19 protein-coding genes and 1 pseudogene are annotated in these 18950 nt (G+C 58.3%); 15 read left to right on the forward strand and 5 right to left on the reverse strand.

All coding sequences use genetic code 11. From position 1 onward, the window contains the following. Positions 1-268: 268 nt before the first annotated feature. From J1D76_RS24930 to J1D76_RS24945, 4 genes are all read left to right on the forward strand, one after another. Positions 269-547 carry a hypothetical protein gene (locus J1D76_RS24930; protein ID WP_421141020.1) on the forward strand — a complete coding sequence of 93 codons (279 nt, stop codon included), beginning with the start codon at positions 269-271 and terminating at the stop codon, positions 545-547. 192 nt (positions 548-739) lie between these two features. After that, the gene (locus tag J1D76_RS24935) at positions 740-1153 is read left to right on the forward strand and encodes a MarR family winged helix-turn-helix transcriptional regulator (RefSeq protein WP_421141021.1); all 414 of its coding nucleotides are present in this window, start codon (positions 740-742) and stop codon (positions 1151-1153) included. After that, complete coding sequence (locus J1D76_RS24940; RefSeq protein WP_421141022.1) at positions 1146-2336, forward strand: HlyD family secretion protein; 1191 nt, start codon at positions 1146-1148, stop codon at positions 2334-2336. Before J1D76_RS24935 ends, J1D76_RS24940 begins: the two co-directional genes overlap by 8 nt. Beyond that, positions 2329-3867, forward strand: coding sequence for a DHA2 family efflux MFS transporter permease subunit (locus J1D76_RS24945; RefSeq protein ID WP_421141023.1), 1539 nt, complete (start codon positions 2329-2331; stop codon positions 3865-3867). The genes J1D76_RS24940 and J1D76_RS24945 overlap by 8 nt, the downstream gene beginning before the upstream one ends. A 48-nt stretch (positions 3868-3915) precedes the next feature. On the opposite strand, the gene J1D76_RS24950 is transcribed toward J1D76_RS24945, so the two are convergent. After that, the gene (locus J1D76_RS24950; RefSeq protein WP_421141074.1) at positions 3916-6120 is read right to left on the reverse strand and encodes an OsmC domain/YcaO domain-containing protein; all 2205 of its coding nucleotides are present in this window, start codon (positions 6118-6120) and stop codon (positions 3916-3918) included. 382 nt (positions 6121-6502) lie between these two features. On the opposite strand from J1D76_RS24950, the gene J1D76_RS24955 reads away from it, so the two are divergent. From J1D76_RS24955 to J1D76_RS24995, 9 genes and pseudogenes are all read left to right on the forward strand, one after another. Continuing rightward, positions 6503-7063, forward strand: coding sequence for a YSC84-related protein (locus tag J1D76_RS24955; RefSeq protein WP_421141024.1), 561 nt, complete (start codon positions 6503-6505; stop codon positions 7061-7063). 230 nt (positions 7064-7293) lie between these two features. After that, the gene (gltS, locus tag J1D76_RS24960; RefSeq protein WP_421141025.1) at positions 7294-8508 is read left to right on the forward strand and encodes a sodium/glutamate symporter; all 1215 of its coding nucleotides are present in this window, start codon (positions 7294-7296) and stop codon (positions 8506-8508) included. Between the two features lie 148 nt (positions 8509-8656). After that, complete coding sequence (locus J1D76_RS24965) at positions 8657-8956, forward strand: hypothetical protein (RefSeq protein ID WP_421141026.1); 300 nt, start codon at positions 8657-8659, stop codon at positions 8954-8956. A 160-nt stretch (positions 8957-9116) separates the two neighbouring features. Continuing rightward, positions 9117-10853, forward strand: a complete 1737-nt coding sequence (locus J1D76_RS24970; RefSeq protein ID WP_421141027.1) for a dipeptidase — start codon at positions 9117-9119, stop codon at positions 10851-10853. Between the two features lie 221 nt (positions 10854-11074). Next, positions 11075-11350, forward strand: coding sequence for a metal/formaldehyde-sensitive transcriptional repressor (locus J1D76_RS24975; protein ID WP_421141028.1), 276 nt, complete (start codon positions 11075-11077; stop codon positions 11348-11350). Positions 11351-11370: 20 nt separating this feature from the next. After that, positions 11371-12294, forward strand: coding sequence for a CDF family Co(II)/Ni(II) efflux transporter DmeF (gene dmeF / locus J1D76_RS24980; protein WP_421141029.1), 924 nt, complete (start codon positions 11371-11373; stop codon positions 12292-12294). A 39-nt stretch (positions 12295-12333) separates the two neighbouring features. Then, positions 12334-12705 carry a hypothetical protein gene (locus J1D76_RS24985; protein ID WP_421141031.1) on the forward strand — a complete coding sequence of 124 codons (372 nt, stop codon included), beginning with the start codon at positions 12334-12336 and terminating at the stop codon, positions 12703-12705. 2 nt (positions 12706-12707) lie between these two features. Further along, the gene (locus J1D76_RS24990) at positions 12708-12890 is read left to right on the forward strand and encodes a DUF1289 domain-containing protein (RefSeq protein WP_421141033.1); all 183 of its coding nucleotides are present in this window, start codon (positions 12708-12710) and stop codon (positions 12888-12890) included. Between the two features lie 55 nt (positions 12891-12945). After that, positions 12946-13076, forward strand: a pseudogene (locus J1D76_RS24995) (AAA family ATPase); the annotation flags it as partial. A gap of 16 nt (positions 13077-13092) precedes the next feature. Here the strand turns inward: J1D76_RS24995 and J1D76_RS25000 are convergent. Next, the gene (locus J1D76_RS25000) at positions 13093-13890 is read right to left on the reverse strand and encodes a DUF72 domain-containing protein (protein ID WP_421141034.1); all 798 of its coding nucleotides are present in this window, start codon (positions 13888-13890) and stop codon (positions 13093-13095) included. 273 nt (positions 13891-14163) lie between these two features. Here J1D76_RS25000 and J1D76_RS25005 point away from each other — a divergent pair, with 273 nt between their 5' ends. Beyond that, positions 14164-15081: an alkaline phosphatase family protein gene (locus J1D76_RS25005; protein WP_421141035.1), complete on the forward strand. Its 918-nt coding sequence runs from the start codon at positions 14164-14166 to the stop codon at positions 15079-15081. Positions 15082-15101: 20 nt separating this feature from the next. Here J1D76_RS25005 and J1D76_RS25010 read toward each other — a convergent pair whose 3' ends face one another. Beyond that, positions 15102-15800, reverse strand: a complete 699-nt coding sequence (locus J1D76_RS25010; RefSeq protein WP_421141037.1) for a potassium channel family protein — start codon at positions 15798-15800, stop codon at positions 15102-15104. A gap of 257 nt (positions 15801-16057) precedes the next feature. On the opposite strand from J1D76_RS25010, the gene msrA reads away from it, so the two are divergent. Further along, positions 16058-16564, forward strand: coding sequence for a peptide-methionine (S)-S-oxide reductase MsrA (msrA, locus tag J1D76_RS25015; protein WP_421141038.1), 507 nt, complete (start codon positions 16058-16060; stop codon positions 16562-16564). A gap of 138 nt (positions 16565-16702) precedes the next feature. On the opposite strand, the gene J1D76_RS25020 is transcribed toward msrA, so the two are convergent. Together J1D76_RS25020 and J1D76_RS25025 are read right to left on the reverse strand one after the other, a co-directional pair. Continuing rightward, a complete protein-coding gene (locus J1D76_RS25020; RefSeq protein WP_421141039.1) occupies positions 16703-17530 on the reverse strand; it encodes a nitrilase-related carbon-nitrogen hydrolase in 828 nt (275 codons plus the stop codon). 79 nt (positions 17531-17609) lie between these two features. Beyond that, positions 17610-18812, reverse strand: a complete 1203-nt coding sequence (locus J1D76_RS25025; RefSeq protein ID WP_421141040.1) for a M24 family metallopeptidase — start codon at positions 18810-18812, stop codon at positions 17610-17612. Between the last annotated feature and the right edge of the window lie 138 nt (positions 18813-18950).

Below are 18950 nucleotides of genomic sequence, written 5' to 3' on the forward strand. Positions count from 1 at the left end.
CAAGGAGTTTTCCGTTTCGACTGCGCCGGAAGTGGGGCGAATTATAGACACCTCAGATCTGCCGTCAAGCACTGATTTTGCTTTGCGATCAATAACTTGCTGAAAGGGGCAAAACACCCCGAAAGCGGCCTATAGAGAAAAGCAAACGCCTTCTTCTATATATAGAAGAGCCATTCAAACGGTCATGTCTACCGCCCGTCCAGACACCCGCACCTTCACAATCGGCGAACTTCCAATAGTCATATCCCTCACACGGAAGACGCTCATCATGCAAAGCAATATTGCCGCGCTCATCTTCATTGGACTCCTGTCGGCCTCTTCTACCTGCTCTCTCGCAGCCGAAAAGACGACCGCCGACTCAACCCTCCCACCGAGCGCCATGCCAGGACTCAACCAGGCAGGCAGCGCTGAATCCAAAGAGCAGAAAGCCGACAAAAAGGGCGAGGAAGCGGCAGGCTCTAATTCGGGCACGGATTCACAGTCGACAGAAAAGGATGCAGCCACTTCGAGCGGCTCGCCGAGCAAAGATAAAAAGCCAGGGCAATAACTCACCGATGACGCCGCGTTCCAACGCCTCGTCACCTCGCGACTGGTCACCCTCCCCCCACTGAAACAATTTGCACAATTAGATAGCCTACTAATTACAAGCTAAACTATGATGAGCTTACTTTTTCCAGCAGGCTTCAGCATGACTCACCCACTGACCCTTGGTTTTGCCTTGCACGATAGCGCCCGGTTGATGCGCAAACGTTTCGAACAACGTGCGCGGCATCTCGGCCTCACCCGCTCGCAATGGCAGGTGCTGGCGATGTTGTCTAAAAATGAAGGCATCCATCAGAAGGGGCTCGCAGATCTCCTGGAGCTTGAGTCAATCACCTTAGTGCGCCTGCTGGACAAAATGGCCGAGCGCGGGCTGGTCGAACGACGCCGGCACCCGACCGATCGCCGCCTGTCCCTGCTGTATTTGACCGAGCAAGCTCACCCGCATTTGGAACTGATGCGCGAAATGGGCCGGGCGACACGCCAGGAGGCAACCCGCGGGTTTTCGGAGGAAGAAGAACGACTGCTCACACAGATGATGGAGCGCATGCGCGCCAACCTGATCGACGCCTGCAGCCTGCCCATCAACAAGGAGGAGCGCCAGCATGGCTGATCATCACTTGAAAGCACCGGTCGAACGGCCCACACGACTGGAAGCCCCCTCCTCGACTGAAGCCCGCAAATCCGAGCCCGCAACAACCGAAGGCGACCAAAGCAGTGCGCCCCCACCCCGCTTGAAGCGGCAACGGGTACGCACGGCACTCTTCGCGCTGTTGCCCGTGGTGCTGCTGGTCAGCGGCTACTTTTATGTCACGGGTGGGCAAATCATTTCAACCGATAATGCCTACATCCAAGCCGATCATGTCGGTGTCTCCACCGATGTCTCGGGCCTGGTTGCCTCGATCGAGGTCAAGGACAACCAGCCGGTGGTCAAAGGCCAGGTCCTGTTCACCCTCAGGCCGGAACCCTTTGAGATTGCGTTGGCCGGCGCCAGGGCGCAACTGAGCAACGTGCGTAATCAGATCCTCAACCTCCAGGCCAACTACAAGCAAGCCCAGGCAGAAATCGACCAGGCGCAAATCGACCTTGCGTACTACCAGGCCAGCTTCCAGCGCCAGCAAACCCTGGTCAGCGTGTCTGCGGTGTCCAGAACCAACTACGACGATGCCAAGCACGCACTGGACAGTACCCGACAAAAAATCAACGTGGCCAAAGCCACAGCACAGATGGTGCTGGCGCAATTGGGCGGGAACATCGAAACACCGGTCGAACAGCAATCCACCTACCTGGTCGCCCAGGCCGCTGTCGACGAAGCCCAGCGCAACCTGAACAACTCGGTGGTCAGGGCTTCCTTTGATGGCGTGGTGACCAATGTTGATTCCCTGCAAGTCGGGGCCTATCTGCAACCTCCGCAATCGGGCATCAGCCTGGTATCGGCCGATCAATTGTGGGTCGCGGCGTCTCCCAAGGAAACCGAACTGACTCACGTCAAACCCGGCCAACCTGTCGACATCAGTGTCGACAGCTATCCCGGCGTGCAATGGCATGGCACCGTCGACAGCCTCAGCCCCGCGTCGGGTTCAAGTTTCTCGTTGCTGCCAGCGCAGAACACCACGGGCAACTGGGTCAAGGTCGTGCAGCGGATTCCCGTGCGCATCCGCATCGATGATGCCGCGGACAAACCGTCGCTGCGCACCGGCATGAGTGTGCAGGCAGAGATCAATACCGGCTCGGCGCGCGGCGTTCCGCATCTGTTCTCGGGATTGTTCGCGAGCCAGGCTCACGCCCATGAGTAACCCGGCGACGACTGGTGTGGTGGCCCATCGCGGGATGATCACTGCTTGCGTCGTGCTGGCGGTGATCATGCAAGCGCTCGATACCACCATTGCCAACGTCGCCCTGCCCTACATGCAAGGCAGCATCTCGGCCAGTTCGGACCAAATCAATTGGGTGCTGACGTCCTACATCGTCGCGGCAGCCATCATGACACCACCTTCTGCTTTTCTGGCCAGGCGCTTCGGGCGTAAACGCGTGCTCCTGTGGGCGATTGTCGGTTTTGTCCTGGCATCAATGCTTTGCGGCCTGGCGCAGTCGCTGGAGGAAATTATCCTCGCACGCCTGCTGCAGGGCCTGGCGGGTGCGGCGCTGGTGCCGCTGTCCCAAGGTATTCTGCTGGATATCTACAGCCTCAAGGAGCGCGGTTCGGCCATGGCGCTGTTCGGTGTGTCGGTCATGGTCGGCCCTGTACTCGGCCCGATGCTCGGCGGCTGGCTGACGGAGAACTTCAGTTGGCGCTGGGTGTTTTTCATCAATTTGCCCATCGGACTGCTGGCGCTGGCCGGGATCGTCTATTACGTGCGCGAAACGCCGAGCGACGCCACATCGCGACTGGACTGGCTTGGCTTTGGCTCGCTGAGCGTGGCAATCATGGCGCTGCAATTGTTCCTCGACCGCGGTGAGCAACTGGGCTGGTTTTCGTCCGGCGAAATCCTGATCGAAGCGATCGTGGCTGCCGTCGCCCTCTATGTGTTTCTGGTGCACACCTTCACTGCGGACGAACCCTTCATCAGCCCTCAGCTATTCAAAGACCGAAACTTCTCCATCAGCATTGTGTTCATCTTCATCGTCGGCATCACTTACCTGGCCTCCCTGGCTCTGATGACGCCCTACCTGCAAACACTGATGGGCTATCCGGTGCTGACCGCCGGCATGGTGATGGGGCCGCGCGGGTTGGGCACGATGCTGACCATGTTCCTGGCCGGTCGACTGCTGGGCAGAGTCGATACCCGCCTGTTGCTGCTTCTAGGCCTGGGATTGTCGGCGCTGTCGATGGGGTTGATGACGGGTTGGACACCCAATGTGTCGATACAAACCATCATCTGGGTCGGGTTCATCCAGGGCACCAGCCTGGGCATGCTGTTTGTGCCGCTGACCACGGTAGCCTTCGCAACCCTGCCCGCTTCCTTGCGCGCGGAAGGGACCGGGCTTTACAGCCTGTCGCGAAATGTCGGCTCCAGCGTCGGGATCTCCATCGTGACGGTGCTGCTGACCCAGAATATCCAGGCCAACCACGCTGAAATCGGTGCCTACGTCACGCCCTTCAACCGCGCCTTCGATGCGTGGCCGATCAGGGCTTTCCTCGATCCGTTGATGGCGTCCGGCCGCGCCACATTGGACGCCATGGTCACCGTGCAAGCCAGTTGGATCGCCTACCTCGATGACTTCAAGCTGCTGATGTTGTTGTCGCTGGCGGTCATGCCGCTGCTGCTGATCATCAAGCCCCCGAAAATCGAGGCCAGCGACGAACCGGCGCCGGTCATGGAGTAGCGCCCCAAAACAAAAAAAGCACCTGAGGTGCTTTTTTTGTCGGATCCCTTAACGGGATGAAGCAGCCACGCGGGCTCGCGCCGCGTGCAGTTTTTTGTAGCTGTCGATCAGGCGCAGGTGCTTGTCGAGCCCTTCCAGTTTCATGCTCGTCGGCGTCAGGCCGTAGAAACGCACACTGCCCTCGACCGAACCGATCACCGCGTCCATCCGCTCGTTGCCAAACATGCGGCGCAAGTTCACTTCGTAATCTTCCAGCTGCAGATCGTCGTCAATCTGCACTTCCAGCACCACGTTCAAGGCCTGATAAAACAAGCCGCGCTCGACCGTGTTGTCGTTGTACTGCAGGAAGGCTTCTACCAAATCCTTGGCCTCGTCGAACTTCTTCAGGGCGACATAGATCAGCAGCTTCAACTCCAGGATCGTCAACTGGCCCCAGGCCGTGTTGTCGTCAAACTCGATGCCGATCAACGTGGTGATGTCGGTGTAATCGTCCAGCTCGCTGTTTTCCAGGCGCTTGACCAGAGCCCGGAGGCTGACATTGCTCAGGCTGTGCAGATTGAGGATGTCGGCACGGAATTGCAGCGCTTTGTTGGTGTTGTCCCAGATCAGGTCTTCCACTGGATAGATTTCCGAGTAGCCCGGCACGAGAATGCGGCAGGCCTTGGCGCCGATGTGCTCATACACCGCCATGTACACTTCTTTGCCGAGGTCTTCGAGAATGCCGAACAGCGTCGCCGCTTCCTCGGTATTGGAGTTTTCGCCCTGGCCGGAAAAATCCCACTCGACGAATTCGAAGTCAGACTTGGCACTGAAAAAGCGCCACGACACCACACCGCTGGAATCGATGAAGTGCTCGACGAAGTTATTCGGCTCAGTGACCGCGTGCCCCTCAAACGTCGGCTGCGGCAAATCGTTCAAGCCTTCAAAGCTGCGGCCCTGCAACAATTCGGTCAGGCTGCGCTCCAGCGCCACTTCCAGACTCGGGTGTGCGCCGAACGAGGCAAATACACCGCCGGTACGCGGGTTCATCAAGGTGACGCACATCACCGGGAATTCGCCGCCCAGCGACGCATCCTTCACCAGCACCGGGAAGCCCTGCTCTTCCAGCCCTTGAATACCGGCCACGATACCGGGGTACTTGGCCAGCACTTCTTGCGGCACATCGGGCAGTGCCAGTTCACCTTCGAGGATTTCGCGTTTGACCGCACGCTCGAAGATCTCTGACAGACACTGCACCTGTGCCTCGGCCAAGGTGTTGCCGGCGCTCATGCCATTGCTCAGGTACAGGTTTTCGATCAGGTTGGACGGGAAGTACACGACCTCGCCATCGCACTGGCGCACAAACGGCAGTGAGCAGATACCGCGCTCTACGTTGCCGGAGTTGGTGTCGTACAGATGCGTGCCTCGCAGCTCGCCATCGGCGTTGTAAATCTTCAGGCAGTATTCGTCGAGGATATCTTCCGGCAACTGGCCTTTGGGGCCAGGCAGGAACCAACGCTCTTCCGGGTAATGCACAAACGCCGCATTGGCAATGTCTTCGCCCCAGAACTGGTCGTTGTAGAAGAAGTTGCAGTTGAGGCGTTCGATAAACTCGCCCAACGCCGATGCCAGCGCGCCTTCCTTGGTCGCGCCCTTGCCGTTGGTGAAGCACATCGGCGAGCTCGCATCGCGGATATGCAACGACCAGACATTGGGCACGATGTTGCGCCACGAAGCGATCTCGATCTTCATGCCCAGGCCGGCCAGAATGCCCGACATGTTGGCGATGGTCTGCTCCAGGGGCAGGTCCTTGCCGGCAATATAGGTGCCCGTCTCGGACTGTGACGCCGGCATCAGCAATGCCTGGGCATCGGCATCCAGGTTCTCGACTTCTTCGATCACGAACTCGGGACCGGCCTGCACCACCTTCTTCACCGTGCAGCGGTCGATGGAACGCAAGATGCCCTGGCGGTCTTTCTCGCAGATATCGGCCGGCAACTCGACCTGAATCTTGAAGATCTGGTTGTAGCGGTTTTCCGGGTCAACAATGTTGTTCTGTGAGAGGCGAATATTGTCGGTCGGAATATTGCGGGTCTGGCAGTACAACTTCACAAAGTAAGCCGCACACAACGCCGACGACGCCAGGAAGTAGTCGAACGGACCCGGCGCCGAACCATCGCCCTTATAGCGAATCGGTTGATCGGCCACCACCGTGAAGTCATCGAACTTGGCTTCAAGTCGAAGGTTGTCGAGAAAGTTGACCTTGATTTCCATGCGGGCGTACCAGAATAACGAGCTAAACGAAATGGCCGCCATTATCCGGTTTTTCCTCGGGAAGTCTTGCGCTTTTGCGCAACGGCCGCTGTCTGGTCACATTGCATCGCTACGCTGACTTCGTGACCCGGGCCGTCAGCAATTACCTTCCCGACGACTCATGTATTGGCAAAAGCAGCACCCGACAGCGAACCCGGCCGATACACAGCTGTCACAACTGGTGATGGCATCGCAACGGACCGGCGGCCCCGGGCTTGTCGGCTTCACGCGCGACGCTTGCAAATCACACTTTAGGGTGCGCCGGAGACGTTCAGTGGGTTCGGTTCCTGTCTGATGCAGACGCCCACTGTTCCATCCCTTGCTCCCTCATCGGAGTACTGACATGACTCGATCAATGCGTTTCGTTTTATCGATCATCCTTGCAACTGTGTCACTGGCATCCACCGGTTTTTTGAACACGGCGAGCGCGGAAACCGCCGAGGACCTGAATGCCGACTCTCGGCAAGCGTTGCAAACCCTCTACAAAACCAATCCTTTTTCCGAAACCATTTCGCACAAAGCCAAAGCCGTGCTGGTGTTCCCGAAAATCATCAAGGCCGGCCTGGTCTTCGGCGGTAGCTACGGTGAGGGCGTATTAATGAAGGGCGACAAGGCACAAGACTATTACAACTCCGTCAGCGGCTCGTGGGGGTTGCAGGCCGGCGCCCAATCGTATGGTTATGTGGTGTTTCTGATGACCGATAAAGCGGTGAAATACGTCGCCGAAACCAAGGGTTGGGAGATCGGTGTAGGGCCTACGGTCGTGGTGGTGGATGAAGGGGCGGCGAAGAACCTCTCCAGCTCGACGCTAAAAGACGATGCGTATGCCTTTATTTTCGACCAGCAGGGTTTGATGGCGGGCGTCAGCATCGAGGGGACGAAGATTTCCCGGATCAAACGCTGATATCAGCGGTTTGATTGACCATCGGCAGTGTGATGCCAGCCTGTGCGCAAATAGGGTGGGAATTTCCCATTTGGGCTAGGCTGTCTTCACGCCGCCGGGTGACCTGTAACGGGTATTGACCTGGACGAGCAAGGCTGGGCATTCGCTGTTTGGACCGTTCATTGACACAGGTCCAGGCATTGGATGGCCGAAACCTGATAATGATTTTTCATCTTTTAGGCAGCCCCTCAATGACTCCACAGCTCTTCCAGGTACACGGCCTCGTGAGTTTTACCCTTGCCATCCTTTTGCTGTTTCTCGGCAAAACCCTGGTCCAGCACAACACCTTCCTGCGCCAATACTGTATTCCCGAGTCGGTCGTCGGCGGCTTCGTCTGTGCGGCGGTGACTTCCCTGCTGTACTTCGGCCTGAAAATTCAGATCGAATTCGACCTGCAGGTTCGCGACACCCTGTTGCTGTATTTCTTTGCCGGCATCGGCCTGAAGTCGGACATGCGCCAACTGCTCAAGGGCGGCCGCCCGCTGCTGATACTGCTGTTGCTCGCCGCGGTGTTCATACTGCTGCAAAACTCGTTGGGCATGGGCGTGGCCGAGGCGTTTGGGCTTGATCCAAAGGCAGGCCTGATGGTCGGCTCGATTTCGCTCACGGGCGGGGTCGGCACCACACTGGCCTGGGCACCGCTGTTCGTCGAGAAACTGGGTATCAGCAACGCACACGAACTGGGCATCGCCAGCAACACCGTCGGCCTGATTGCCGCATGCGTCATCGGCGGCCCGATCGCCAACCGACTGATTCGTCGTTATCACCTGACGCCGTCCCAGGATGCATCGCTGGAGGTCGGCATCCTCGACCAACAACAGAGCAAACCGCTGGACTACTACGACGTACTCTGGGCCTGGATGTGGCTCAACCTGACCTTGATGGCCGGTTACGGGCTCAACCTGCTGCTGGTCGATGCCGGTGTCACCCTGCCCAAGTTCGTCAGTTGCCTGTTTGCGGGTATCGTCATTCACCATCTGGTGCTCGCCTTCGTGGGGGATGAGCGGTTGAAAACCTGGAGCGGCGCCAATCTCGGCCTGTCGCTGATCTCCGACATTTGCCTGGGCATGTTCTTGACCATGGCCCTGATGGGGCTTCAGCTTTGGCAACTGAGCGGCGCGCTGATGTTCATTCTGTGCGCGTTGACCCTTCAAATCCTGCTGACGGTCCTCTACACGTATTTCGTGGTGTTCCGTTTCATGGGGCGCGATTACGAAGCCAGTGTGATCGCTTCCGGTTTCGGCGGGATTGCCCTCGGTTCCACGGCGACGGCCATCGTCAACATGTCGACGGTGACGCAAAAGTATGGTGCGGCGCATCAGGCCTTTTTGATCGTGCCACTGGTGTGTGGCTTCTTCATTGACCTGGTCAATGCCGTGATTATCAGTCTGTTCAGCGGTCTCTAGTACGGCGATTGGTCCTCTCGGATGGCACTAATACCAAATACACATAACTCTGGATGAGCAACTGTCCGACGGCGCTGGTCGATGGCCGAAGAGCAGCCTAATCTGATCGGACGCGGCCTCGATTACGCGGCGGCTAAGGGGAACCGGGATGACAGGACACACGGTGCGCCAATGCTCGTCACGGCTCCTGCTTTCCCTGCTCGCCTTCAACCTGGCGTTGACCGCAGGGTGTTCAAGCAAACCCAGGACGACGCGCTATGCCGCCTCCGGCCTTGGTTCGGCGTGCTACGCCAAAGCACTGCCCACCGTCGGCGAAGGTGGCCTCGCCTGGGGCGACACCTTGAGCATGGCGCGGCAAAAATCCCTGAACAATTGCATTCGCTACGCCAGCCGCTCCGGTGGCACGCCGGGCACCTGCCAGGTGGTACTGGCAGAATGTAAGCACTGAACAACGGTTTTTCGTTTGTGCGCCGCTTTCGCATTGCTGTGCGACAGATCCCACTTCAGGGGCTCCCGTTTCACACGCACGTGGTGTTAGCTTTGAAATGTTTCTGATCAGACGATCAGATATTTCTTACAAACCGCCTGCAAAGGAATGCCCTCCAGAAATGGACTTTTCACTCAAGCACCTGGCCACGAGCACCCTGCTGCTCGCCAGCCTTTCGACCTTCACCACCGCCCACGCCAACATCACGGCGCAACAGAGCGCGAGCATCCTCAAGACCTTCAGCGATGCATCGGTCCAGGATTTCAGGCAGTTCCTCGGCACGTTGTCCAAGAGCGATATCGGCAAGACCGACGACCTCGGCCCGGCCATCAGCGCGTTCCTCGACAACAAGCCCCTTGGCACTGAGCAGCAAAACGAAATCCATCGCCTGCTGGGCCTTTATGCCCGGGTGAAATACGGCAGCGCGGCCACCGAAACCCTGAAGGAACTGGTGGCCATTGCGACAGTGCGCGTGGACGGCGTTGAACAGCACGAGAACCCTGAATTCCTCAAGATTGCCGAGAAGATCAAGGGCCTCGCCCAGAGGTTCAACCTGAACTTTCGCAACGTCGACAACCGCGTTTACGAGATCTCCCTAGAAGGCAGCGGTGAAGAAGTCGTGGGCATTCACGCTCATGCCGATGTGGTGCCGATGACCCCGGAAAACTGGGTATTGCAGGATGGCACCCGCCTCGACCCGTTCAAAGTCACGCAGATCGGCGACCGCATGTACGGGCGCGGCACCGAGGATGACAAAAACGGCATCGTGGTGGCGCTGTACGCCATGAAGATCATCAAGGAAGAGAGGCTGCCACTGGCCCGCAACTTCAAGCTGTTGGTCGACACCACCGAAGAGACCACGGGCGACGCCATTCCCTACTACTTCGAACGTAACCCCACACCCAACTACAACCTGGCGCTGGACGGCAGCTACCCGGTGGTGATCGCCGAGAAAGGCTACGGCACGGTCATGGCCAGCTTCGCCAAGCGCAAAGCCGAAGGCAAAGGCGCGCAAATCATCTCGATGACCGGCGGCCTGGCCACCAATCAGATTCCGTCGAGATCCGTCGCGACCCTGGTCACCGACAAACCCGCCGAACTGGCGGCCAACCTGCAAAAAGCCGGCACCGATTACGCCAAGCGCAATGGTGGCAACTTCGAAGTCACGGCCAAAGTCGACGGCAAAAACGTCCAGCTGACCGTCACCGGCGTATCCGCCCACTCCTCCGAACCCGAATCCGGCGTGAACCCGGTGGCCCGGATGCTCGAATTCATCAACGGCCTCGACGGCAACGTCGCGCTCAAGCACAACGCAATTACCGACGCTGCTCGCTACGCCGCCGACAACTGGGGGCTGGATTACCTGGGTGGCAAATTGGGGGTCGGTTTCGCCGATCCGTTCATGGGCCCGCTGACCACGTCCCTGACCTATGTTGCAATGGATGACAAAGCCTTCAAGCTCGCGGTCAACCTGCGTGTGCCGAAGGGCAAGTCCCCTGAAGTGCTCAAATCTGAAATCGCCGGCAAGCTGGACGCCTGGAGCAACGAGACCCACATCAAACCGGGTTTCGAGTTGTCGGTTGCCGAACCGATGTACCGCAACCCCGAGGGTGAATGGGTCAAGGCGCTGCTCGCCGTCGCCACGGAAAACCTCGGTATGAAACACGAGTTTGGCACCTCCGCCGGCGCTACATCGGTGCATGAACTGCCGAACGGCGTGCAATTCGGCCTGGCCATGCCGGACGTCAAGTACACCGGCCACAACGACAACGAGTTCAAGACCACCGAGCAGTTCCTGATGGACTTGCAGATCGTCACCGAAATGATGGGGCGCATCGGGCAATTGCCGAAACTCTGAGCCTCACCACTACACCTGTTGCGAGGGAGCTTGCTCGCGCTGGAATGTCCAGCAGGCCTGGCTTTTCAGGAAAAGCGCCGGGGCCGCTTCGCGACCAGCGGGAGCAAGCTCCCTCGCCACAAGTAAACCTGTAGATCGTTCCCTTGACGTTCGTCCGCCGACCATTGCATAGGTATAGGGGGTATGCCTATCATCCGCGACGTATAGATAGGGGGTTTCCAGTGGGTCATATCGCAGCGAACAAAGACGATCTTCTCAAACGCGTAAAACGTATCGCCGGACAAATCCAGGCCATTGAACGGGCATTGGCGTCGGACCTCGATTGCGCCAAGACACTGCACCTCGTTGCCGCCACTCGCGGAGCCATCAACGGCCTGATGGAGGAAATCATCGAGGACCATGCGCGCGAGCATGTGGCCAACCCGGCGCTCAGCGAAGCCGAGCGTAACAAGGGTGTCGAAGAGCTGCTTGAAGTTATTCGCCGTTACTCCAAGTGAAGCCATCCAGGTCAATACTCATGAGCAGCACCCACAGCAGCTACACGCACAACCATGTATTCCTGGGCTCGGCGCACGACCAAAATGCCAAGCGCACGCTTTGGGTGGTGGCACTGACCGTTGCGATGATGGTGGGCGAGATCGCCGCCGGGTACATCACCGGTTCAATGGCACTACTGGCCGATGGCTTTCACATGGCAACCCATGCCGGCGCCTTGGGCATCGCCGCGGCCGCTTACGGATACGCAAGGCGCCATGCCACCAGCCAGCGCTACAGTTTCGGCACCGGAAAGGTCGGAGACCTGGGCGGATTCGCCTCGGCGCTGATTCTCGGCATGGTTTCCCTGGGCATTGGCGTTGAATCGGTCATGCGCCTCTTGCAGCCAACGGACGTTCAGTTCGGCACCGCGACGCTCATCGCGATTGCCGGCTTGCTCGTCAATATCGTCAGTGCTTTGCTGCTGGGCCACGGGCACAGCCATGGTCACGATCATGACGATCACGACCATAGCCACGCCCATCACGGTCACGACAACAACCTGAAATCGGCTTACATCCATGTCATCGCAGACGCGCTGACTTCGGTGCTGGCCATTGCTGCACTGCTCGCCGGCCGTTATCTGGGTTGGGTATGGCTGGACCCGGTCATCGGCATCGTCGGCGCCGTCGTTATCGCGCGTTGGGCCTGGACCTTGATGGGGACCACCGCCGGTGTGCTGCTGGATCAGACAGACGCTCACATTGCTGATGAAATCCGTGAACTTGTCGAGAAACCGGGGGACGCCACCATCACCGACTTGCATGTCTGGCGAGTTGGACCGCAAGCCCATGCGGCCATTGTCAGCGTCCTGGGGGAAGCCACCGTAAACGCCGAGAGCATTCGCGAACGCCTCAAGCCCGTTCACGAAGTCAGCCATCTGACGGTCGAGTTCCGACTGGCATGACTCAGCGCCATTGCACCCTAACTTCCAAAGGAACCTCGCATGCCACCCGGGAAACGTGAACTGGCGCGGATCGAACGCCAGTTGATTACGACGCTGACCGAAGCGTGCGAAATCGCAAAAGGCGAAATCAAAGGCTTCGCCTGGCTCACTCACACCGCAGACCTGAGCGCATTGGCGCAAACCCTGAAAGTCATCTGGGTGTTCGAAACCCTGGCTGACAAAACGCTCGCCGAGGTTGACGCGAAGGCCCGCATTTTTGAGTTGACGGCCATTGCCTTGAAGGAAGCCAACATCGACGTGACCCCTTCCGCGCGCAATGTTCGTTTCGACTCTGAGCAAGAATGCCAACGCGCTCACGCCGGCGACTGGCACCGTCGCCTGGCTAGACTGCACACGGCCAAAGGTGACTGACCATGGCTAAAGAAATCGAAAACCCCTGCATCTCGGTTTGCCAACTGAGTGGCGACTTGTGTGTGAGTTGCGGGCGCAGCAAGGAAGACATCCGAAAGTGGAAACGCATGAAGCGCCCTGAAAAAATGGCTGCTGTGCAACGGGCGAATGTGCGCTTGAAAGGGTTGAAGAAAGGACACGGATAGTTGCATGCCCGGATGACCGATTGGGTGACGGGCGGCTCGTGCCGAACGTGTGGGTTTCGACCGAGGTTATCGTCCAGTATTGAGGCCGTACGTCTGGCCATAGGGCCGCAGATTCGGGTGTTGCACTTGCGTCATCGCCGGGAGTTAACCGCGTTTCTAGATGACTTGCCCTTATCGGTTTTTTGATTTTTTAAGATGGCCGCTAGCTCTTACTCGTGCCTGCCCGCAGTGCCATTATTTCCAGCGCATTGCTCAGCGCTGCCCCACTCGCGGTATTGTCGAAGATGCACCACACACTACTGCGCGCGGCGGCTGTTTTCAGACGCGCCGCAAGACTGGCTAGGTATTGCGAATCGTAAGGGCTGTAATAGAGATGCGGGGAGCCATGCAGGCGCCAATATTCCATACCGGGCGCACCTCGCGGTGTGGTGTCCGTGCCGATGCGAGAGGGATCGACTGCCGCCTGAGCAATGCCATAGGCTATCAATACAGGCTCGGCACTGGCCCAGGTGACATGTCGCGGTTCCAATACCACCGCCCCGCGATACTGCTCCCTCAGGGCCGTAAAGAAACGCTCCGTAACTGCTTCATCAAACGCCAGCGACGGCGGCAGTTGCACCAGCAGACAGCCAAGACGCTCGCCCAAGCCTGAGCACTGTGCGAGGAATGTTTCCAGTCGTTGTTCACAGCCCGCCAAGCGCCGCTCGTGGGTAATCTGCTTGGGTACTTTTACGCAAAAGCGAAAGCCTCGAGGTACGGAGTCGGCCCAGCGGGCATACGTTTGCTGACGATGGGGTCGGTAAAACGAGCTGTTGATTTCAACGCCATTGAGCCGCGAAGCGTAACGCTGAAGGTGGGTGCCCTCACCCGGGAACGCCGCCGCATGCTCGCGTGCCACGCTCCAGCCTGCACAGCCAATGTAGATCGATTGGCCGCTTGAAAGATCACCCAGATCGTCGTGGCTGATTCGCAAGTCCTGCGCACTGATATCGTTGTGCATTTGGCAACCCTCGGGCGCGAAGCGACGGCATTTTCGTTTCAAGTGTAGGCGTCTGGACAGCCTGCCCGGCCTTGAAGTTCGAGCTGATCATTCCAACCTTCCTCGCCACGGACACCGAAATTTGTTGTTCGCTGCGGGGCTGTCCCATTCAGTTTGGCAAACCGCGCACTGTTCAGTCACTCGCCGATCAAATGTAAAGGTGAGACAACAGCGAAACCTTCTACGGTTGTAGGAAAGTCGAAGGTCAGCTGTGGGGCTTTCCGTGAGAGGCTAATGCATGACATTGAGAAGACGGTGGGCAGTGTGCGTAATTTGAACCTTTGGTCAGGGCTGCTGCTGGCATTGTGCGCGATTAGCCTGCCTGGCTGTTCACGTAACGGCGAGGAAGGGCAATGCAATGCAGCGCCGCACATGCCCGCGCGACAGGTCGTCATCATGGGTATCGACGGTCTGAGAGACGATGCGGTCAGCCCGACACTGACCCCTTTCCTGTTCCACCTGGCTGAATCTCATGGAGTGGCCTGGAGGAAAATCGATGTCAGCAACGGCCGAACGCAACAGACCCTTTCCGCACCCGGCTGGGTCAGTGTGCTCACCGCAACCTGGGCAAGCGCACATGGCATTGTTGATAACAGCAGCGCAGGCCCCATCAAAGTCCCGACTGTTTTTGAGCGCCTTCACGCTAGCAAGGCTGATAGTCGCAGCGTACTGATGACCTCCTGGAAACCGCTGTATGGCTGGGTCCAGGGACGATTGCGGGCTTTGCCGCAGATACACCATGCGGCGTTTCTGCGTCAGGACGATGCAGCGATCGAGCAAGAAGTACTGACCACTTGGCGAACATGCCAGCCAGAGCTGGCTTTCATTCATCTCGATGCTGTCAATAAAGCAGGCCATGCCGGTGCTTTCGACCCGTCCGACCCGGGATACGCTGCCGCCGTGAGAGAAACCGACTCGCGCATTGGTCGCCTATGGGAGAAGGCATTGGCGCCCTCCTCTGTCCAGGGCGCCGCGCCTCAGCGCTTGGTCATTTTTGCAAGTGATCATGGCGGTGTCGGCAACAGTCACGGTCGCTATTCAGATGCCGAGCGCTGGGCACCGCTACTGGCAATATCACCGCCTGGCTCTGCGCCAGTGAATATCAGCAGCCTGGTTGATATTGGTCAGGTCTCCCTGGACTTCGTCCAATGAGGGTTGGACTAACCCGCCCGTCAGCGCGCCTGACGCGACGGATAAATACCGGCAAGCCGCGCTATCACGACCCCCACATAAAAGACGCCTGAAAACTCTTCGACCATCACCAATGAGCGGGCATGGTTGGTCAACGGGACAACATCACCGTAACCGGTGGTGGTAAGCGTCGTGAAACTGAAATAGATCAGTCTGAAGAAAGTGCCGGGCTGGCTGAAATCGAAGTTGCCTGATCCGAATGAGCCAGCGGCGCAAGTCTCGACCAGGGCATAGATGAACGACCAAACGAAGGCCAGCATGATGTATCCCGCCAGCGCGCCATGCAGCTTGTCGGCGGTAATGGGCCCGCGCTTGAGAAGGTAGCGAAGCACTGCGCTGAACGAAACCGCAAGAGACGCTGCATAGGCTATCCCGGCCAGTTCAAGCATGGCGACACTCTCATGCCACAAGGCCGCCCATTGAAGGCTAATCCCAAGCGATGCCAGGCACAGCTTGAAGATGAACCTTGCCCGGGTCTGCCGTGTGGCGAAAGCGCCCACGAGCAGCACGGCTGAAAACAGAATGCCGAGCACTACGCGAGCAATCAGACCCTCCTCCAGAAAGGGAAACAGCAGGATCAACGCTAGCAACAGCAGCAACAGATAAGTGCAGGGCCCCAGGCCTATCACCACCTGACCTAAATCCGGATCGGATTCGGTTTTATCTTGCGGATTTGTCATAGCGGATTCCCTAATGCCGAAGTAACGCTCGATAGCTGACTTTCAGCAAAACTCTGATCGTGTTTCAGAGAATAGTTGGGAGTGAAACTCCAGTCGCCGATACCTGTAAGCGGATTGAAATTTTTTCTGCCTTTCGCGACAGGCAAAGAACCACCAGACTCGCTCACGCCAGTACGGTTGCCGCAACACCTTGGAATTGACCAATACGCCCTCATAACAATGGCTATACCCAACGTCCCCAACAGGAAGGACAGACCATGACCAGACAAACCGAAACTGCCATTCTCGCCGGCGGCTGCTTCTGGGGCATGCAGGATCTGCTGCGGCGCTACCCCGGCGTGCTAAATACGCGGGTCGGTTACACCGGCGGCGACGTACCCAATGCCACCTACCGCAACCACGGCAGCCACGCCGAAGCCATCGAGATCGAATTCGATCCTGCCGTGATCAGTTACCGGCAGATCCTTGAGTTCTTCTTCCAGATCCACGACCCGAGCACGCCCAACCGCCAGGGTAATGACCTGGGCCCCAGCTATCGTTCGGCGATCTACTACCTCAACGAACAGCAACGCGACATTGCCGAGGACACCGCGGCCGATGTCGATGCTTCACACCTGTGGCCAGGCCGGGTCGTCACCGAAATCGAACCCGCGGGGCCTTTTTGGGAAGCGGAACCAGAACACCAGGATTACCTCGAGCGTATACCGAATGGCTACACCTGCCACTTCATCCGCCCGAACTGGAAGCTGCCCAAGCGCGCCTGAACGTCGAGTGTATGAGATTCAGGGGTGATAGCCTCTGGCCCCTGACTGCCTTTCGTGAAAGGCCGCCTCGGGTCGTTCTCTGCCTCGGGTGGCCGGCAGAAGAAGGCATAAGCTCGATAGCCGCAGGATGCGCAGACATCACCCAGCAATGACGCTGACTGCGTTGGCGACGCCGTCTTCGCTAGAGGCCCGTTCGACGCCCAGTGGAGCGGCACGTCTGTCGCGCAAATAGCGGTAATTTTTTCGGCTGTCTTCGAGCAGCATACGGTCCAGCGTGACACGAACAGGATGTCCGTCGGTGGACTCGACCAACACGTTTCCGAACGGATCGACAGCGACACTCTCGCCAGGAAACGACAGGCCCTTGCCTTCACCAATGCGATTCACCAAAACGGCAAAACATTGGTTTTCCGTGGCGCGAGTGATCACGGCGCGACGGTGTACGGGGCCGTAGGGGTCCATGTTGCCGTCCAGTACGAGGATGAGGTCGGCGTCCAACAGGGCCAGCGAGCGGGCGGTCTCTGGAAACTCGATGTCGTAGCAAATAAGCATGCCCACGCGTAACGAGGCGATTTCACACACGGCGTATTGCGAACCGGCATCGAAAACGCCCCAGTCCGTATCGGGCCAGAGATGAGTCTTGCGGTACTTGAGCGCAATGCGCCCCGAGCCATCGACCAACATCGCGGTGTTATACGCCCGCCCGTCAGCCACCTCGCAAAAACCGAAAGCGATGGCGGTGTTGTTTTTGCGTGCCGCTTCCTGAATCAGTCGGATGGGTTTGCTACGGGTCGTCAGCCCAGCGGTACCGATCTCTTCCTTGGCTGGAAAACCTGAGAGCGTCGTTTCCGGAAACACGATCAGATCCGTATCGAGCGGGGCATTGCGGATCATTGACAGCATGTTGCTCAGGTTGATCTCAACCTGGGCGTCTGCGATGGGCAGTTGTGCCAGCAAAATGTTCATGGGGAACTCCCTAAAAAAGGGCACCGCTCCTGGGTCGATGGGAGCGGCGCCCTGAAATGTCAAACAGTGCGACTGTCGATCAGAACCAGAAGACAGGCGTCGTCGTCAGCAACTCGATTCCGGTGCGGGTGACGATGAAGTTCTGTTCCCACCCAACGCTGCCGACACCTTTTCGCGTCATGAAGGACTCCCCGGAGGCAACCATCCCCTCTTCGAAAATATCGTCTGCCGTGACCGAATCCCGGTTGATGATCGGGTGTTCCCACATGGAGCCGTTGCCGTGGCCAAAGTACGGCCATTGCTTGGCGGCCAGGTCCTCTTCTTCGGCCACCCGTGCCTGCACACGCTCGGCCTCGCCCACCACGTCGAGCACCCGGGCTCCGTGTTTCACGGAGTTCATCACCGCCTCCGTGATGGCATAAGAGTCGATCAGCAGCGAGCGCTGCTCCGGGGTGGGCTTGCCGCCGCAAACCAACGAGCGTCCGGGGTCGAGCCAGTACCCCTGATGGGTCGGCCCATAGATCCAGGTCCGGACCATATCGCCCTTGCTCGGCGCGCCCATGGAATAACCGTACATGGGATCACGTTCGAAGAACTGACTGTCCTCGTCGTTGCCGAAGTTCACCGGAATCCGCAGCCAGCCTCCGCCACGACGTGTCAGTTCATAAGCGCCCTCTGCCGCCGCCTCGGCCGCAGTCTTGCCTGCGTAAAGGCTGTCACATACGCGGTACAAGGCGCTGGAGACCATCTGCCCCGCTTCACGGAACAGGTCCAGTTCTCGCGGGCTCTTGATCCGGCGGCAGCGGCGGATCAGATTATCGTCATATTCGAACTGGATACCGGGCGTCTGTTCCGCGAGTTGCATGGCGTACTTCATCGGCAGATTGTCGGACCCGACGAACACGACGCTGCGACGAGGCTTACGTGCGTTGAGTGCCTTGGCGACGCTGCTGATCGGGTCGTCACTGAAGAAATAATCGCCACAACGCACCATACGACGGCGCACAGTCGCCACGTCGGCATGCAGTTCCGGCTCCTTTCCCAGCTCCAGTATCACGCAACAGAAACCTCGCGCGTTCCAGATTGGGGAATCCGGTTCCTGGCCCGAGTGTTCCGACCAGAAGTTGGTCAGCCAAAGTGTTTCCATGGCTCGCTCGTAATGGCCGGCCGTCTTGCCCCAGACAATGGCCAACTCATAACCCTGGCGGCGCATTTCATCTTCCACTTTTTTCCAGCGACCTTGATATTCATCCACTGGAAAATAACCGTCGGGGTAATTCATTCTCTCGATTGTCATCACGCCACCTCATCTTTGTTTTTATACATAAGCGCGTTGAATACTGATCAGCATTCAAGCGCCATAGCCGTTATATTCAACCCATGCCGGGAGAACTCAAATACTGCAAATCTGCACTATTGC

It is taken from the genome of Pseudomonas sp. NFX15, from assembly GCF_049132105.1.
GTDB lineage: Bacteria > Pseudomonadota > Gammaproteobacteria > Pseudomonadales > Pseudomonadaceae > Aquipseudomonas.

Excerpts from the sequence above, each read along its gene's own strand:
- J1D76_RS25020 (WP_421141039.1), bottom strand. The coding sequence starts at position 17,530 with ATGAACATTTTGCTGGCACAACTGCCCATCGCAGACGCCCAGGTTGAG.
- J1D76_RS24940 (WP_421141022.1), top strand. The coding sequence starts at position 1,146 with ATGGCTGATCATCACTTGAAAGCACCGGTCGAACGGCCCACACGACTG.
- J1D76_RS24990 (WP_421141033.1), top strand. The coding sequence starts at position 12,708 with ATGGCTAAAGAAATCGAAAACCCCTGCATCTCGGTTTGCCAACTGAGT.
- J1D76_RS24930 (WP_421141020.1), top strand. The coding sequence starts at position 269 with ATGCAAAGCAATATTGCCGCGCTCATCTTCATTGGACTCCTGTCGGCC.
- J1D76_RS24945 (WP_421141023.1), top strand. The coding sequence starts at position 2,329 with ATGAGTAACCCGGCGACGACTGGTGTGGTGGCCCATCGCGGGATGATC.
- J1D76_RS25025 (WP_421141040.1), bottom strand. The coding sequence starts at position 18,812 with ATGAATTACCCCGACGGTTATTTTCCAGTGGATGAATATCAAGGTCGC.
- J1D76_RS24970 (WP_421141027.1), top strand. The coding sequence starts at position 9,117 with ATGGACTTTTCACTCAAGCACCTGGCCACGAGCACCCTGCTGCTCGCC.
- J1D76_RS24950 (WP_421141074.1), bottom strand. The coding sequence starts at position 6,120 with ATGGAAATCAAGGTCAACTTTCTCGACAACCTTCGACTTGAAGCCAAG.
- J1D76_RS24935 (WP_421141021.1), top strand. The coding sequence starts at position 740 with ATGCGCAAACGTTTCGAACAACGTGCGCGGCATCTCGGCCTCACCCGC.
- dmeF (WP_421141029.1), top strand. The coding sequence starts at position 11,371 with ATGAGCAGCACCCACAGCAGCTACACGCACAACCATGTATTCCTGGGC.
- J1D76_RS25000 (WP_421141034.1), bottom strand. The coding sequence starts at position 13,890 with ATGCACAACGATATCAGTGCGCAGGACTTGCGAATCAGCCACGACGAT.
- J1D76_RS24965 (WP_421141026.1), top strand. The coding sequence starts at position 8,657 with ATGACAGGACACACGGTGCGCCAATGCTCGTCACGGCTCCTGCTTTCC.
- J1D76_RS24955 (WP_421141024.1), top strand. The coding sequence starts at position 6,503 with ATGACTCGATCAATGCGTTTCGTTTTATCGATCATCCTTGCAACTGTG.
- J1D76_RS24985 (WP_421141031.1), top strand. The coding sequence starts at position 12,334 with ATGCCACCCGGGAAACGTGAACTGGCGCGGATCGAACGCCAGTTGATT.
- gltS (WP_421141025.1), top strand. The coding sequence starts at position 7,294 with ATGACTCCACAGCTCTTCCAGGTACACGGCCTCGTGAGTTTTACCCTT.
- J1D76_RS25005 (WP_421141035.1), top strand. The coding sequence starts at position 14,164 with ATGCATGACATTGAGAAGACGGTGGGCAGTGTGCGTAATTTGAACCTT.
- J1D76_RS25010 (WP_421141037.1), bottom strand. The coding sequence starts at position 15,800 with ATGACAAATCCGCAAGATAAAACCGAATCCGATCCGGATTTAGGTCAG.
- msrA (WP_421141038.1), top strand. The coding sequence starts at position 16,058 with ATGACCAGACAAACCGAAACTGCCATTCTCGCCGGCGGCTGCTTCTGG.